At 69.2% G+C, this 15,634-nt stretch carries 15 protein-coding genes; 12 read left to right on the top strand and 3 right to left on the bottom strand.

All coding sequences use genetic code 11. The annotated features are described in order from the left end of the window. Positions 1–71 precede the first annotated feature (71 nt). Genes JWS13_RS19030 through JWS13_RS19040 form a run of 3 tightly spaced genes read left to right on the top strand, consistent with a single transcriptional unit; the run spans position 72 to position 3,247 of the window. Positions 72–1,613: a sodium:solute symporter family protein gene (locus JWS13_RS19030; protein WP_241032241.1), complete on the top strand. Its 1,542-nt coding sequence runs from the start codon at positions 72–74 to the stop codon at positions 1,611–1,613. A 42-nt stretch (positions 1,614–1,655) separates the two neighbouring features. Then, the gene (locus tag JWS13_RS19035) at positions 1,656–2,291 is read left to right on the top strand and encodes a TetR/AcrR family transcriptional regulator (protein WP_206006999.1); all 636 of its coding nucleotides are present in this window, start codon (positions 1,656–1,658) and stop codon (positions 2,289–2,291) included. Next, complete coding sequence (locus JWS13_RS19040) at positions 2,288–3,247, top strand: C-terminal binding protein (RefSeq protein WP_206007000.1); 960 nt, start codon at positions 2,288–2,290, stop codon at positions 3,245–3,247. The genes JWS13_RS19035 and JWS13_RS19040 overlap by 4 nt, the downstream gene beginning before the upstream one ends. A gap of 25 nt (positions 3,248–3,272) precedes the next feature. On the opposite strand, the gene JWS13_RS19045 is transcribed toward JWS13_RS19040, so the two are convergent. Both JWS13_RS19045 and JWS13_RS19050 read right to left on the bottom strand, forming a co-directional pair. Further along, positions 3,273–4,055 (bottom strand): class II aldolase/adducin family protein, encoded by a 783-nt coding sequence (locus JWS13_RS19045; RefSeq protein ID WP_206007001.1) that lies wholly within the window; start codon positions 4,053–4,055, stop codon positions 3,273–3,275. A 106-nt stretch (positions 4,056–4,161) separates the two neighbouring features. Beyond that, positions 4,162–4,746 carry a TetR/AcrR family transcriptional regulator gene (locus tag JWS13_RS19050; RefSeq protein ID WP_206007002.1) on the bottom strand — a complete coding sequence of 195 codons (585 nt, stop codon included), beginning with the start codon at positions 4,744–4,746 and terminating at the stop codon, positions 4,162–4,164. Positions 4,747–4,844: 98 nt separating this feature from the next. Between JWS13_RS19050 and JWS13_RS19055 the strand changes: the two genes are divergently transcribed. The 3 genes from JWS13_RS19055 to JWS13_RS19065 all read left to right on the top strand — a co-directional run bounded on the left by JWS13_RS19055 (position 4,845) and on the right by JWS13_RS19065 (position 8,426). After that, positions 4,845–6,242 carry a cytochrome P450 gene (locus tag JWS13_RS19055; RefSeq protein ID WP_206007003.1) on the top strand — a complete coding sequence of 466 codons (1,398 nt, stop codon included), beginning with the start codon at positions 4,845–4,847 and terminating at the stop codon, positions 6,240–6,242. 77 nt (positions 6,243–6,319) lie between these two features. Then, positions 6,320–7,843 (top strand): MFS transporter, encoded by a 1,524-nt coding sequence (locus JWS13_RS19060; RefSeq protein ID WP_206007004.1) that lies wholly within the window; start codon positions 6,320–6,322, stop codon positions 7,841–7,843. Beyond that, the gene (locus JWS13_RS19065) at positions 7,833–8,426 is read left to right on the top strand and encodes an acyl-CoA-like ligand-binding transcription factor (protein ID WP_206007005.1); all 594 of its coding nucleotides are present in this window, start codon (positions 7,833–7,835) and stop codon (positions 8,424–8,426) included. The genes JWS13_RS19060 and JWS13_RS19065 overlap by 11 nt, the downstream gene beginning before the upstream one ends. Positions 8,427–8,430: 4 nt before the next feature. Here JWS13_RS19065 and lhgO read toward each other — a convergent pair whose 3' ends face one another. Continuing rightward, positions 8,431–9,636 carry an L-2-hydroxyglutarate oxidase gene (gene lhgO, locus JWS13_RS19070; RefSeq protein WP_206007006.1) on the bottom strand — a complete coding sequence of 402 codons (1,206 nt, stop codon included), beginning with the start codon at positions 9,634–9,636 and terminating at the stop codon, positions 8,431–8,433. Between the two features lie 42 nt (positions 9,637–9,678). On the opposite strand from lhgO, the gene JWS13_RS19075 reads away from it, so the two are divergent. From JWS13_RS19075 to hypE, 6 genes are all read left to right on the top strand, one after another. Then, a complete protein-coding gene (locus tag JWS13_RS19075) occupies positions 9,679–9,948 on the top strand; it encodes a helix-turn-helix domain-containing protein (RefSeq protein ID WP_206007007.1) in 270 nt (89 codons plus the stop codon). Positions 9,949–10,028: 80 nt separating this feature from the next. Continuing rightward, positions 10,029–10,601, top strand: a complete 573-nt coding sequence (locus tag JWS13_RS19080; protein WP_206011656.1) for an ATP-dependent Clp protease proteolytic subunit — start codon at positions 10,029–10,031, stop codon at positions 10,599–10,601. A gap of 146 nt (positions 10,602–10,747) precedes the next feature. Then, positions 10,748–13,054: a carbamoyltransferase HypF gene (gene hypF / locus JWS13_RS19085; protein ID WP_206007008.1), complete on the top strand. Its 2,307-nt coding sequence runs from the start codon at positions 10,748–10,750 to the stop codon at positions 13,052–13,054. Between the two features lie 44 nt (positions 13,055–13,098). After that, the gene (locus JWS13_RS19090; RefSeq protein ID WP_206007009.1) at positions 13,099–13,848 is read left to right on the top strand and encodes a hydrogenase assembly protein HupF; all 750 of its coding nucleotides are present in this window, start codon (positions 13,099–13,101) and stop codon (positions 13,846–13,848) included. Beyond that, on the top strand, positions 13,845–14,537 hold the full coding sequence (locus JWS13_RS19095) for a D-sedoheptulose-7-phosphate isomerase (protein WP_206007010.1): 693 nt from the start codon (positions 13,845–13,847) through the stop codon (positions 14,535–14,537). The genes JWS13_RS19090 and JWS13_RS19095 overlap by 4 nt, the downstream gene beginning before the upstream one ends. Next, on the top strand, positions 14,534–15,634 hold the full coding sequence (gene hypE, locus JWS13_RS19100; RefSeq protein WP_206007011.1) for a hydrogenase expression/formation protein HypE: 1,101 nt from the start codon (positions 14,534–14,536) through the stop codon (positions 15,632–15,634). Before JWS13_RS19095 ends, hypE begins: the two co-directional genes overlap by 4 nt.

Here is a 15,634-nt window from a genome sequence, read left to right on the forward strand (position 1 = left end):
CTGACGAGACCGGCACCGACGGGACCCGCGCCCGTCATCACCGATCCGCTAGGACACGTGAAGGACGCATCATGGACATCACCATCATCCTGATCTACCTGGGCGCGATGCTCGCGTTCGGCTGGTGGGGCAAACGCCGCGCGAGCAACTCCAGCGAGTACCTCGTCGCAGGCAGGCGTCTCGGCGGATTCCTGTACACCAGCACGATGGCGGCCGTCGTCATCGGCGGCGCCTCCACCGTCGGCGGCGTCGGCCTCGGCTACAAGTACGGACTCTCCGGGATGTGGCTGGTCGTGTCGATCGCCGCCGGCGTCCTGCTGCTCAGCCTGCTCTTCGCCGCCCGGATCCAGCGCCTGAAGGTGTACACCGTCTCCGGCATGCTCAAACTCCGGTACGGCATCGACGCCACCGGCGCGTCCGGCCTCGTGATGATGGCGTACACGCTCATGCTCACCGTCACGTCCACGATCGCCTACGCCACCATCTTCAACGTGCTGTTCGGCTTCGACCGGACCCTGTCGGTGGTCCTCGGCGGTCTCATCGTCGTGGTTTACTCCGCGATGGGCGGCATGTGGTCGATCACGCTCACCGACGTCGTCCAGTTCGTCATCAAGACCATCGGCGTCTTCGTCCTGCTGCTCCCGTTCACCTGGAGCCAGGCCGGCGGGTACGCCGGCATCAAGGAGCGCGTCGGCGAACAGGCGCTGGGGCTCGGCACCATCGGCACCGGCACCATCGTCACGTTCTTCGTCGTCTACACCCTCGGCATCCTCATCGGACAGGACATCTGGCAGCGCGTGTTCACCGCGAAGTCGCCCGAGGTCGCGCGGTGGGGCGGCGTCACCGCCGGCGTCTACTGCCTGCTGTACGGCGTCGCGGGCGCACTGATCGGCCTGGCCGCGTCCGCGCTGATGCCGGACATCGGTTCGTCCGACGACGTGTACGCCGACGTCGCGGTCCACGTCCTGCCCGTCGGCCTCAGCGGCATCGTCCTCGCCGCCGCGGTGGCCGCGATGATGTCGACCGCGTCCGGCGCGCTGATCGCCACCGCCACGGTCGCCCGCCAGGACGTCCTGCCACTCGTCGCCCAGATCTTCGGCCGCACCCGGCCCGAACTCGACACGTCCGACCCGGAAGCCGACGTGCGCGGCAACCGCCTCTACGTGATCGTGATCGGCCTCGTCAGCATCGTGATCGCCGCGCTCATCAACGACATCGTCTCCGCGCTGACCATCGCCTACGACATCCTGGTCGGCGGACTCCTCGTCCCCATCCTCGGCGGGCTCGTCTGGAAGCGCGCCACGGGAACGGCCGCGATGGCGGCCATGGCGGTGGGCACCTTCGCGACCATCGCCACGATGTTCGTCGTCGGCGACGTCATGGCGAACGAACCGGTGTACGTCGGACTCGTCAGCGCGCTGGTGGTGTTCGTGGTGACCAGCCTGTTCACCGCACCCACCCCGGCGTACGTGATGTCCGTGTGGAACGCGCGGGTGTCGGGAAAAGCTGAAGAAGAGCCGGTTCCGGACTCGAGCGTCGCGAGCACTTCAGCACCGAGCGTCGCGAGCACTTCAGCACCGAGCGTCGCGAGCACTTCAGCACCGATAGCCTGAGTGGGATCAGCGCACGAGGGTGTGTGCGCACGAGCGGGAGGAATGACCGTGCCGAAGATCGTCGACCACGACGAGCGGAGACAGACGCTCGCCGACGCCGTGCTCGCGTTGATCGCGAGGGAGGGAATCTCCGCCGTCACCACGCGAGCGGTGGCGGAAGAGAGTGGGTGGTCGACCGGAGTGTTGAACCACTACTTCGGATCCCGGCACGAACTGCTCCTCGGGGCGCTTCGCCGGGCGGGCGACATCCAGGGCGACCTGTACCGGGTGATCCTCGAGGAGGAGGGCGCCGGTCCGATCGAGAAGCTGCGGAACATCACCGCCAGCATCCTGCCGCTCGACGAACGCCGACTCGCGATGACCCGCGTCTTCCTGTTCTTCTACGCGGAGGGGGCGGCCGAGGACACGGCCCGCGGTGAGATCGCCACGTTCCTCGCCCGCTGGCGCGGCGTCGTGCGCGAGACGGTCGTCGCCGCCCAGCGGGAGGGCATCGTCTCCCCCGACCTCGACGCGGACGCCGTCACCGTCGCGCTGGTGGCGCTGACCGACGGGCTTGCACTGCAGGCCATTCTGGATCCCGTTGTCATGGAAGCGATCAGCACCGGGGACGCGGCCGCGCGCTGCGTCGACGCCGCCGTGCGGCGGACCACCGAAGAAGCGGGAGCGGTGGGCACATGACCGACCGTGTCGTCGTCCTCGACGACTTCATTCCGGCCGAAGCACTGTCCGATTCCCTTGCTGCCGCGGGCATTTCCGCGGAGGTGATCCATCAATCCGAGTTCCCGTCCGGCCCGGGCGTCGTCGCCCTGCTCGTGGGTCCGGAAAACACCGGACTCGAGCCGCGTCACCTGTCGGAACTCCCGGATCTGCGACTGCTGTCGGCCACCTCCGCCGGGTACGACCACCTGCCGGTGTCGGCGGCGCACGAACGCGGCGTGTGGGTCACGCGGGCAGTGGACTACTGCACCGAGGAAGTCGCGGACCACGCGTTCGCGCTCGCCGTCGGGCTGATCCGATCCACCCACACCCTCGACGGTTCCGTGCGGGCCGGCGGGTGGGATGTCACGGCCGCACCGCCGCGGCGCATCGCCGGAACCGTGCTGGGCCTCTACGGCTTCGGCCGGATCGCCGGCGCACTCGCGGTGCGGGCCCGGGCCGTGGGCGTGACCGTGCTCGTCAGCGGCCGCGGGCTGAGCGACCGCGCCGCGGAACTCGCGGCCGACGGCGTCGAGGTGGTCGGGTTCGACGAACTACTGCGCCGCTCGGACGTACTGAGCCTGCACGTTCCCCTGACTTCCGAGACGCGGGGCCTGATCGACGCGCGTGCGCTGGCGACGATGCGGCCCGGCGGGTATCTGGTGAACGTCTCCCGCGGCGGACTCGTCGACCACGACGCACTCGGCGCAGCACTGCGCAGCGGGCACCTCGCAGGTGCTGCCGTCGACGTTCTCCCGAACGAACCGCCTGCACAGGACGATCCGATCCTGCAGATCCCCAACCTCGTGATCACCCCGCACGCCGCGTGGTACTCGTCGCAGGTCGCGCACACCCTGGCGGAGCAGTCGGCGCGCAACGTCGCCGCGGTCCTGACGGGCGGATCCCCGGTGGGAGTCGTTGCCCCACCGGGGATGTGATCGCTGTTCAATCCTTGAAGGCAGTTCAGTCCTTGTAGCCGGGGGCGGTCCGGTCCAGCATCCGCAGCAGCGCCGCCCACGCCATCTCGTAGGCCTGGTCGTCGGCGAAGTCGTCGGTGGCCTCACCGGCGAACTGCCGCGCGGTGTGCTCGGCGATCTCGGCCGACGGCACACGCAGGTCACCCGACGCCTGGGCGGCGATCTGGATGTCACACGCCTTCTCCAGGTAGAACATTCGCAGAAACGCCTCGGCGGCGGACTCACCCACGGTGAGCAGGCCGTGATTGCGCAGGATCATCGCGGGGTGGTCGCCGAGATCCTCGACCAACCGCACCCGCTCGGCCGTGTTGAGGGCGATGCCTTCGTAGTCGTGGTAGCCGACCCGGTTGTAGAACTCCATCGAGATCTGGTTGAGCGGCAGCAGTCCGTGCTCCTGCGCGGCCACCGCGCACCCGGCCTTCGTGTGGGTGTGCAGCACGCAGTGCGCGTCCGTCCGAGCCTCGTGGATAGCGCCGTGAATCACGAATCCCGCTGGGTTGACGTGATATTCGGACGGATCGACGAGTTCACCGTCGAGCCCGATCTTCACCAGGCTGGAGGCGGTGATCTCCTCGAACAACAGTCCGTACGGGTTGATGAGGAAGTGGTGTTCGGGCCCGGGAAGCCGGACCGAGACGTGCGTAAAGATCAGGTCGGTCATCTTGAAATGTGCGAGCAGGCGGTACACCGCCGCGAGTTCACGACGCAGTTCCGTCTCGGTTTTCGCCGGAGTCGCCCGGCCCTGCGACGTGACGGTGGGTGCACTCATGCGGGATCTCCTCGATCGCGGAACGGATTTCGGCTTAAATGTATCAACTGGTTTATATAAACGCCAGTGTTTGGCCACCCGTCACCACCGGGAGCAAACGCGCGGCTCAGTCGAGCCGTCCACCCAGCATGCCCCGCAGTGAGCGGAGGCAGAGTTCCCGTAACTCGCTCTCGGCGATCGAGGGGTGGTCGAGCCAGTCCATGCAGACGGCGCGGACGAAGGCGATCCAGCCGCGCACGGCGACGCCGACGAGTTCGCGCTCGCCGGCGGGGGGATCGAGCGCGTCGACGATGCGCCGCTGCTGGGCGTCGAGTTCCCGTTCGACGATGGCCCGGATGTCGGCGTCGGCCGACAGCGCACCGTGATTGATGGCCCGGACTCCGTGCCGGTGTCCCGCAACGTGCTCGAAGTACGCGGCGAGACCGGCCGCGACCTGTTCCTCGACAGGGAGAGCGGCGTCGGGGGCGGTCACCTCGAGGAGTCGTTCGGATTCGCGTTCGACGATCGCGGCGAAGAAATCCCGCTTTGTCGGGAAGTAGTGGTACATCAGTCCGCGCGACACCTCGGCGAGTTCCGCGACCTCCTCGATCCACACGTCCTCGTAGGGGCGGTCCGCGAACAGCCGCGCGCCGATGTCGAGCAACTGCGCGCGGCGCTGCTCGGGGGCGAGTCGGCGGCGGGCGCTGGTCATGCCAGCAACCGTACTGCTTGACACCGGTTCAGTAAGGCGTACCTTGCGTACTAGACATCAATTCAGTAACGCGGGCCACATCGACACGGGGGTCGACAATGAGCGTCGAATCACTGCACACCACAGCCGAGGCGACGATTCCGCATCCGCGATGGCGGCTTCCCGTCTTCGGCGACGTGTTCGGGCTCAGCATCCGCACTCCCGTGCAGAATTCGATGGAGATCGGCCGCAGGCTCGGGCCCATCTTCGAGCGCAACGTCCTCGGCAACAAGTTCGTGTTCGCGTCCGGAGCAGACATGGTCGCGGAACTCTCCGACGAATCGCGGTTCGCGAAGCACCTGGCGCCCGGCGTCGCGTCGCTGCGCGAGGTCGGCGGCGACGGGTTGTTCACCGCGTACAACCACGAGCCGAACTGGGGCAAGGCGCACAACCTGCTCGCCCCGGCGTTTACGAAATCCGCGATGCGGTCGTATCACCGCACGATGCTCGACGTCGCAGGCGAGTTGACGGAACACTGGGACGCCCGCACGGGCGGCACCCCCGTCGACGTGTCTTCCGACATGACGAAGCTGACGCTCGAGACCATCGGCCGGACCGGGTTCAGCTACTCCTTCGACTCGTTCACCCGGGAACGGCCGCACCCGTTCGTACAGGCGATGGTCGGTGCGCTGAGCCATTCGCAGCGCACCACGTTCGTGAAGTCCACACCGCTCGGACGGCTGCTGGTGCGGCGGTCGGATCGCCGCAACGTCGCCAACCTGGAACACATGGCCGAGGTCGTCGACGAGGTGATCCGCGCCCGCCGCGACAGCGCCGAGGCGGGCCCCGAGGACCTGCTCGAATTGATGCTGCGGGCGGCCCGGGAGGACGACCCCAACCGGATCGACGAGTTGAACATCCGCCACCAGGTGGTGACATTCCTGGTCGCGGGACACGAAACCACCTCCGGTGCACTGTCGTTCGCCCTGTACTACCTGTCGCGGCATCCCGACGTCCTCGCGAAGGCGCAAGCGGAGGTCGATGCGGTCTGGGGCGACGAGGAACCCGCGTTCGAGCAGGTCGCGAAGCTCCGCTACGTGCGCCGGGTGCTGGACGAATCGTTGCGGCTGTGGCCGACGGCGCCCGCGTACGGCCGGGAGGCGACAGTCGACACGACCCTCGTCGGCAAGTACCCGATGAAGGTCGGCGACTGGGTCCTCGTCCTCATCCCTGCCCTGCACCGCGACCCCGTGTGGGGTGAGAACCGGGAGGCGTTCGACCCCGACCATTTCCTGCCCGAGCGCATCCGGTCCCGTCCCGCGCACGTGTACAAGCCGTTCGGGACCGGCGAGCGGGCCTGCATCGGACGGCAGTTCGCCATCCACGAGGCCGTCCTGGTTCTCGGGACGATCCTGCGTCGGTACGACATCCTGGGCGACCCCGACTATCGGCTGAAGGTCGCCGAGCGGCTCACTCTCATGCCGGAGGGATTCACGCTGCAATTACGCCGGCGCTGAGCGCTGCCGGATCCTTGACAGCCACAAAGTGAAGGTTACTATCAAAATATAGTAACTTCCTTTCGAGTGGAGCTGTCATGAGTGAAACGACGGTCATCGAAGTAACCCCACGCCGCTGGTGGGCGCTCGGCGCCCTGTCCGTGGCCATGCTGACCATCGGACTCGACATCACGGTCCTGACGGTGGCACTACCGACCCTCGCGGTCGATCTCGACGCCGACAACTCGCAACTGCAGTGGTTCAGTTCGGCGTACACCCTCGTCCTCGCCGCGGCGCTGCTACCCGCCGGGGCGCTCGGCGACCGATACGGCCGCAAGAGGCTACTGCTCGGCGCCCTCGTCCTGTTCGGTGCCGCGTCGCTGCTCTGCAGCTACGCGAGCACGTCGGGTCAGCTGATCGCCGGTCGCGCACTGCTCGGACTGGGAGCCGCGGTGATGATGCCGCTGTCGATGGCCGTGCTGCCCGTCCTGTTCCCCGACGCGGACGAACGGTCGCGGGCACTGACCATCTGGGTGACGTCCACCGCGATCGGCCTGCCCCTCGGCCCGATTCTCGGCGGCTGGCTGCTCGGGCACTTCTGGTGGGGATCGGTGTTCCTGATCAACGTGCCGCTGGTCGTCGTCGGCGCGATCGCCGTCGCGACCCTGGTACCGGAATCGCGCAGCGAGGAGCGGTCGACCACCGACTACCTCGGCGCCGTGCTGTCTTCGTTCGGATTACTCAGCCTCACTTACGGTTTCATCGAGGCCGGCCAGGACGGCTGGGGCGACGCTCTCGCGTTGACGTCGATCGCGGCGTCCGTGGTCGTGCTCGGGCTGTTCGCGATGTGGGAACGGCGGTCGCGGCATCCGCTGATCGACACGTCGTTGTTCGCCAGCCCCGGATTCCGCTGGGGCACGATCTTCACGACCCTGGTCAACTTCGGGATGTTCGGGCTGTTCTTCACGGTGCCGCAGTACTTTCAGGCCGTGCTCGGCGTGGACGCGCTAGGCAGCGGCCTCCGCCTGCTGCCGTTGATCGGCGGACTGCTGGTCGGCACCCGGCTCTGCGACCAACTGCTTCGGCGGGCCGGCGCCCGGCCGGTCATCGTCATCGGGTTCACCCTCCTCACCGCGGGTCTCGCGACCGGCGCCCTGACGTCCGTCGATTCCGCGTACTGGTTCACCGCGACGTGGATCGCACTCGTCGGCGCGGGAATGGGCTGCGTGATGCCCGCAGCGATGGGAGCCGCCCTGGGCGCGTTGTCGGCCGAACGGTCCGGTTCCGGTTCGGCACTGGTCCAGGCGCTGCGGCAGGCGGGCGGCACGATCGGGGTCGCGGTGCTCGGCACCGTCCTCGCCACCCGGTACCGGTCCGAACTGGGCGAACTGGACGTGAATCCGGTCCGCGACGGCGTCAACGCCGGCGTCGCGGTGGCCAGGGCAACCGGCGACCCGTCGATGCTCGCGCACGTCCAGGCGTCGTTCGTCTCCGGGATGAGTCTCATGCTGTGGATCTGCGCGGCGATCTGCGCCGTCGCGGTCGTGCTCGCAGCGCGTTTCACGCCCCGCGATACCCCAGCCCCTGCGCAGGATGAGTCAGAATCGGTATATGTCCACTGATGCCCGACCAGGCCTCCGGGAGCGGAAGAAGGCACGCACCCGGCTGACCATCCGCGCCGAGGCGTTTCGGCTGTTCCACGAACAGGGCTACGCCGACACCACGATCGAGCAGATCGCCGACGCCGCGGACGTGTCGCCGAGCACCTTCTTCCGGTATTTCCCCACCAAGGAACAACTGGTGCTGGCCGACGACCTCGATCCGCTCATGATCGAGGCCATCGAGGCGCAACCGGCGGACGTCCCGCTGATCACCGCGTTCCGGAAGGCCGCCGAGTCCGTGTTCGCCGGTCTGTCCGAGGCAGACATGGCGTTCGAGCAGAACCGTCAGGAACTGCTGTACTCGGTCCCCGAACTGCGACGCGCCCTCATGCAGGAAATGGTGCGCAGCCTCGACATGATCGCGGGCGTCCTGGCGCGCAGGGTCGGGCGCACCGCCGACGACTTCGAGGTCCGCGCGCTCGCCGGGGCCATCGTCGGCGTGATCCTCGGTGTCGTCGATCAGCTTCCGGGGGATCTGCCGCTCGCCCTGCGCGCGCTGGAATTCCTCGAGAACGGCCTTCCGCTGGGGCATGCCTCGTCGTAGCCCGTCACGAGGTCGCGCGTTCGAGAACTTCCGTCACGACGTGTTCGGCGATGGCGAGGGACGACGTCGCACCCGGGGAGGGCGCGTTCCGGACGTGGATCACCCGGTGTCCCCCGGTGATGACGAAGTCGTCCTCGAGGCTGCCGTCGGCGTTCATCGCCTGGGCGCGGATGCCCCGGGGGCCGCGGATGACGTCGGAGCGCCGCACGTCGGGCACGTACTTCTGCGCCTCCTTCACGAACTGGCCGGTGCTGAGGACGGTGCGGGCCTCGCGGGCCGCCGCCGCCGTGTTCCGCGCCGCGAACCGCCAGAATCCGGGAAACCCGACCGCCGACACCACGTCCGCGGCCGACCACCCCCGACGGTCGTACGCCTCCCGCCCGAGGGAAAGGAAGGCGTTCGGCCCGAGCATGATTCGTCCGTCGATCCGCTTCGTGAGGTGGACGCCGAGGAACGGGTACCGAGGATCCGGGACCGGATAGATCAGCCCCTTCACGAGCGAGGACCGTTCCGGCTCGAGCAGGAAGTAGTCGCCGAAGAACGGCACCACCCGGGGTGTTCGCGGTTCGCCGGACAGCAGCGCGACCCGGTCGGACTGCAGTCCGGCGCACGTGACCACCAGGTCGAAGACCTCGGTGCCGTCTCCCGTGGTGACCACCGTTTCCGACGTCCGGCTGTCGAGGCCCACGACCTCCCGGCCGAGCAGGACCCGTCCGCCCGCGGCGGCGATGTCCGCGGCGAGGGCCTCGGCGACCGCCACGTAGTCGATGATCGCGGTGTGCGGCGAGTGCAGCGCGGCGACTCCGCGGGCATGCGGTTCGATCTCGGGGATCTCCTCCCCCGCGATCTTGCGGATACCGGGGACCCCGTTGGCCACCGCTCGGTCGAAGATGGCGTCCATCCGCCCCACCTCGGACGCGTCGTGGGCGACCACCACTTTGCCGCACTCCTCGTAGGCCACGCCCTTGTCCTGCGCGTACTGCTGCAGGAGGGTGACACCGCGGCGGCACAGGCGCGCCTTGAGGCTGCCCGGCGGGTAGTACAGGCCGGCGTGGACGACGCCACTGTTGTGGCCGGTCTGGTGGGCCGCGACCCGGGTTTCCTTCTCGAACAACGTCACCTCGACGGCGTCCATCCGGTGCAGAAGTTCCCGGGCGACCGCCAGACCGATGATGCCGCCGCCGACGACGGCCGCACGAACCTTCGCCATGAGCACCCCTCCGTATACCGTTTTCGAGATACCATCGATGGTATGTCGACCACCCCTCGACGCACGTCCTTTCCCGGACTGGGAAACCTGTCCGATCGGCGTCGAGCGCTGCTGGACGAACTCGTCACCACCCGCCGTGAGCGGGGTCTGACGCAGACGGAGATCGCCGCCCACATGGGCACGTCGCAGTCGGCCGTGGCACGGCTCGAACGCGGCGACGTCGATCCCCGGCTGTCGACGCTCGAACGGTATGCCGAGGCCGTGGGCCGGACGGTCGACTGGACGATCTCACCGCACCGGGAGTCACCATGATCTGGCCACCACCCACCCCACCGTCGGTCCCGCCGTTTCACACGCCCTGGCAGCCGGACCCCCGGCTTCCGGCCGCACCGATGCCCGTCACGTCCGTCGGCTCTGCCGGTGGTCCCGACTGGCTGGCCGAGCGGCTGTTCGACAAACGGATCGTCTCGCTCACCGGCCGGCTCGACGCGGAGGCCGTGAACCGTGCGACGGCGTCGCTGGCACTGCTCGACGCGTCCGGCGACGACGAGGTCCAGCTGTGGCTGCAGGGCGTCGACGCCGACGTCGACGCGACCACCACGCTCCTCGACACCCTCGACCTGATGGGCGTCCCGCTGCACGTGCACTGCCGCGGCGACGTCCGCGGAACGGCGATCGCCCTCCTCGCGCCTGCCGACCGGCGGACGGCGGCGGCGCACACCACGTTCCACCTCCGCGAACCGCGGACGTCCTGCACCGGTCCGGCGTCGGACGTCGCCATCGCCGCGGAACAGCACGAGCAGCAGTTGCGCAGACTCCAGCAGCGGATCGCCGACTCCTGCCGGCGTCCCGTCGACACGGTGATCGCAGATATGAGGGACCACCGGATCCTCACCGCCGACGAGGCCCGCGACTACGGGCTGATCGACACGATCACCGGCCCGCGCTCCGTCGACGGCGACTGATCCGGCAGCCGCTCACCTATTCGGCTCACGCACACTTTTTCGGCCGCAATTTCGGGTGCGCGAACCGAGAAAGAGTGCACCTGTTCGGGCCGGGCCGCGCACACAGGCTCTTGCGCCCCGCACCTCGGCGGGGGAATCATCCGAGGATGACGGTCGAACGATCGCGCATCACGGTCCACGGGGTCGTGCAGGGTGTCGGTTTCCGCCCGTTCGTCGCGCGACTCGCCGGTGACCTGGGGCTGCACGGCCATTGCGGCAATGACGACGTCAGCGTGTTCATCGAGATCGAGGGCAAGTCCGCGTCGGTGTCGGAGTTCGTGCGCCGGCTCCGCACGGACGCGCCGCCGATGGCGGTGATCGTCGACGCGAAGGTCCAGCCGGTGCCGGTGCGGGGGGACGAGTCGTTCCGGATCATCGACAGCCGGCACGTCCCCGGCGCGCGGACGCTGGTGTCGCCGGACGTGGCGACGTGCGCGGATTGTCTTCGCGAACTGGCGGATCCCCGCGATCGCCGGTACCGGCATCCGTTCGTCAACTGCACCAACTGCGGGCCGCGGTTCACGGTGATCACCGACCTTCCCTACGACCGGCCGAACACCACGATGGCCGAGTTCCCGCTGTGCGCGGCGTGCCTGGCGGAGTACCGCGACCCGGCGGATCGCCGGTTCCACGCGCAGCCGGTGTGCTGCCCCGACTGCGGTCCGCACCTGTTCGCCGAGATCGACGGTCGCCGGGTGGACGGGGACGACGCCGTCCTCACCGCGCTGCAGGGGGCGTTGCGCGGCGGCCGGATCGTGGCGGTCAAGGGCCTCGGCGGGTTCCACCTCGTGTGCGACGCCGCCGACGCGTCCGCCGTGGCGACCCTCCGGGCGCGCAAGCACCGCCCGGACAAGCCGTTCGCGGTGATGACCGCGGACCTGTCCGTGGCCGCCGAACTGTGCGAGATCTCCGAATCCGAAAGCGCGCTGCTGCGCCATGCGGCCCGCCCGATCCTGTTGCTGCGCAAGCGGAATACGGCCACGATTGCCGACGGTATCGCGCCCGGGATCGACGACCTCGGGGTGATGCTGCCGTACACCCCGCTGCACCACCTGCTCTTCACCCCGACGCCCGGCAGCGACGTCGCCCCTCCGCGGGTGCTGGTCATGACGTCGGGCAACCTGAGCGGCGAACCGCTGTGTTTCGACAACGACGACGCCCGTACCCGGCTGCGGGGCATCGCCGACGCGTTCCTGTTCCACGACCGCCGGATCGCGGTGCCCTGCGAGGATTCCGTGCTGGCGGTGGCGGACGGGGCGGTGCTGCCGATCCGGCGGTCGCGCGGGTTCGCGCCGCTGCCGGTGGTGCTGCCCGCGCAGGGCCCGGAGATCCTGGCCGTGGGCGCGGAGATCAAGAACACCTTCTGCCTGACCCGCCAGGACTACGCGTTCTGTTCGGCCCACCTCGGGGACATGGGCAGCCTGGAGAGTCAACGCGCGTTCGAGACGTCGGTGCGGCAACTGACGCATCTGCACGGCATCACCCCGGAGGCCGTGGTCGCCGACCGGCACCCCGGCTATTCGACGCACCACTGGGCTCGGCGCTACAGCGACAGCACCGGCGTCCCGCTGCTCACCGTGCAGCACCACCACGCGCACGTCGCGTCGCTGATGGCCGAACACGGACTGGTCGGGACGACGGTGCTCGGTGTCGCATTCGACGGGACCGGGTACGGATGCGACACCACCGTGTGGGGCGGCGAACTCCTCCTCGTCGGCCCGGACGTCCTCGACTCGCGGCGGGTCGGGCACGTGCAGCCGTTCTCGCTGCCGGGCGGCGACGCAGCCGTCCGGAATCCAGTACGGGTGGCACTGGCGCTGCTGCACGAGTGCGGCATCGGCGACGTCGACGGACTGCCCTGCGTGGCGGCGATCCCGGCCGCGGAACGCGCGGCGGTGAAGTCGCAACTCGTCTCGGGTGTCGGGTGCATCCGGACGACGAGCGCGGGCCGCCTGTTCGACGGCGTCGCGTCGCTGCTCGGGGTCCGGCACCGGGTCACGTACGAGGCGCAGGCCGCCATCGAACTCGAGGCGCTCGCCCGGACCGCCCCGCACCCCGCGCTCCTGACCATGGCGGTGGAGAACGACCAGCTCACACTGCCTCTCCTGGTGTCCGGCATTGTCGCCGGGCTGCGCGACGGGACCCCGCCCGCGGCGCTCGCGCTCGGCTTCCACCATGCCCTCGCGGCCGCGACGGCGGACCTCGTCGACCGGGCCGCCACCGCGACCGGTGCGTCGACGATCGGGCTGACCGGAGGAGTCTTTCAAAACCGTTTATTCCTCGCACTGGTGAGAGCACACTGGGAGAGCAGCGGTTATCGAGTCCTCACCCACCACCGGGTGCCTCCCAACGACGGAGGACTCTCCCTCGGCCAGGCGGTGATCGGTGCCGCGGCGACCATGCGCGGACCGTGACGTCGGCAGCCCCCGACCGGACGGCCCGGGACGGGAGCTAGTGAATGACCACCACCGCAGAGGCGGGCGGGCACCTCGTCGACACGGACCTGTCGGCTGATCTCGCCGCCGCGGCATTGTCGCTCGCCCGCAAATTCCATGACGGCGCGACGCTCTGGGTGATCTCACCGCAGTGGGAACCGCACGCCCATCACGTCGCCGTCGAATTCGTCCATCCCGTGATCATGGGCAAACGGGCGCTGCCGTCGGTGGCCCTCGTCGAACCCGATCCGGTGGCGCAGGCCCGGGTGGCGAGCAGGCCCGGCGACATCCTGCTGGCGGTGGCGTCGGCGAACGAACCCGCCGTGGTCGACGCCATGCGCCGCGCACCGGCGTGGGGGGCGATGACGCTGTGGATCGGGGCGGGCCCGCGGCCACCGGCCGGCGCGGCGAACCACATCCTGTGGGTCGACTCGGACGACCCGATGGTCCCGGCCACCGGACGTTTCGTCCTCATGTACCACCTGCTGTGGGAACTCACGCACGTCTGCTTCGAGCACTCGGGACTGCTGAAGCCCGACGCCGAGGAGTGCGACGAGACGGTCTGTGTCACGTGCAGCGACGAGGGCCGTCTCGGTGAGGTGATCATCGAACCCGCCGAACCCCTCGGCCCCGCCCTGGTCCGCACGGCCGCCGGCGAAGAGTGGGTCGACGTCAGCGTCCTCGGCGACGTCCGGCCGAACGACCTCGTCCTGGTGCACGCAGGTGCCGCGATCACCCGACTCGACGACCCGGGCCAGGAGGCGAACCGATGACGACGCACGACTCGGAAAGCACCAGCTTCCTCTACCCGTTCATCGACTCGGAGGAAACCGACGCCCAGAGTCTCCTCGACGACCTCGCCGCCTCCGCCCGCGGGAAGGCCGCCGAGAGCGCGCGCCTGCAGAAGGAGTCCCTCGACGAGTACGGGGACGGCCTCACGGCGGCCGGGATCGACATGGCGGACCGGTTCCTCCGCGGCGGCCGCCTCTACACGTTCGGCAACGGCGGCAGTTCCACCGACGCCGCCACGCTGGCCTCCCTGTTCAGCCGCCCCGCCCGAGGACGGCCGGTGGCGGCGTGGTCGCTGGCCGCCGATCAGGCCGTGGTGACGGCGCTGGGCAACGACGTCGGCTTCGACCTGATCTTCAAACGGCAGATCATCGCCTACGCCGGGGAACGAGACGTCGCGATCGCGCTGTCGACGTCGGGCAACTCCGACGACCTGATGACCGCGCTCACCGAGGCGAAGCAGCGGGAGCTGCTGACCATCGGGTTCGCCGGGCACGAAGGCGGCCGGATGGCGGCGATGGCGACCGCAGGCGAACTCGACTTCTGCTACACCGTCCATTCGCAGAGCATCCACCGGATCCAGGAGAGCCACGCGATGCTCGGGTACCGGCTGTGGTCGGTGGCCCAGGAACACATGTCGCGGCCCGCTCCGAATTCTGTGGAGGCTTCATGAGCACGACCGAACCGGCCACGGCGTCGGAACGCGAAGACCGGGTGCTGGAGCGGATCGACAAGTTCCGGCAGCGCCGTCCGCGACTGCTGGACGAGGTGGTGACGCTCGCGCACGGCGCCGGCGGAAAGTCGTCGGCCGCGCTCGTCGACGCGGTGTTCGTGGAGGCGTTCCGCAACGAGGAACTCGAGCAACTCGGTGACGCCGCCGCGCTCACCATGCCCTCGGGTGAGCGGCTCGCGTTCTCCACCGACTCGTACGTGGTTCAGCCGCTGCGGTTTCCCGGCGGTTCCATCGGGCATCTCGCGGTGCACGGGACCGTCAACGATCTCGCCGTGTCCGGTGCCCGCCCCAAGTGGTTGTCGGCGGCGTTCGTCATCGAGGAGGGTTTCCCGATCGCCGAACTGCGGGAGATCGTCGCCGACATGAGCGAGGCGGCCGTCCTGTCCGGGGTGCAGATCGTCACCGGCGACACCAAGGTCGTCGGCAAGGGCGCCGCCGACGGCGTCTACATCTCCACCGCCGGCGTCGGTGTCATCCCGGAGGGCAGGCGGCTGTCGCCCGACCTCGTGCGCGCGGGCGACAAGGTGCTGCTGTCGGGCACCATCGGCGCACACGGGATGGCCGTGATGCTCGCCCGCGGCGACCTGGCCATCGAGGCCGACATCGCCTCCGACACGGCGCCCGTCAATTCCCTGGTGGAGACGCTGCTGGAGGCGGCACCGTCGACGCGGTGGATGCGGGACGCCACCCGCGGCGGCGTCGGCACCGTGTGCAACGAACTGGCCCACGCCTCACAACTCGCCGTCATCATCGATGAGCAGTCGCTGCCCATCGAGCCTCAGGTTCTCGGTGCCTGCGACATGCTCGGCATCGACCCGCTGTACGTCGCGAACGAGGGCAAGTTCGTCGCCATCGTCGCGGCGGACGAGGCGGACGCGGCCGTTGCGGCGCTGCGGGCCCACCCGCGGGGAGCCAACGCGACCGCGGTGGGCGAGATCCTGGCCGAACCGCCGGGCATCGTCGCACTGCGCACCTCGTTCGGCGGCAGCCGGATCGTCGACATGCTCGTCGGCGACCCGCTCCCCCGAATCTGCTGA

It is taken from the genome of Rhodococcus pseudokoreensis (genome assembly GCF_017068395.1).
Lineage (GTDB): Bacteria > Actinomycetota > Actinomycetes > Mycobacteriales > Mycobacteriaceae > Rhodococcus_F > Rhodococcus_F pseudokoreensis.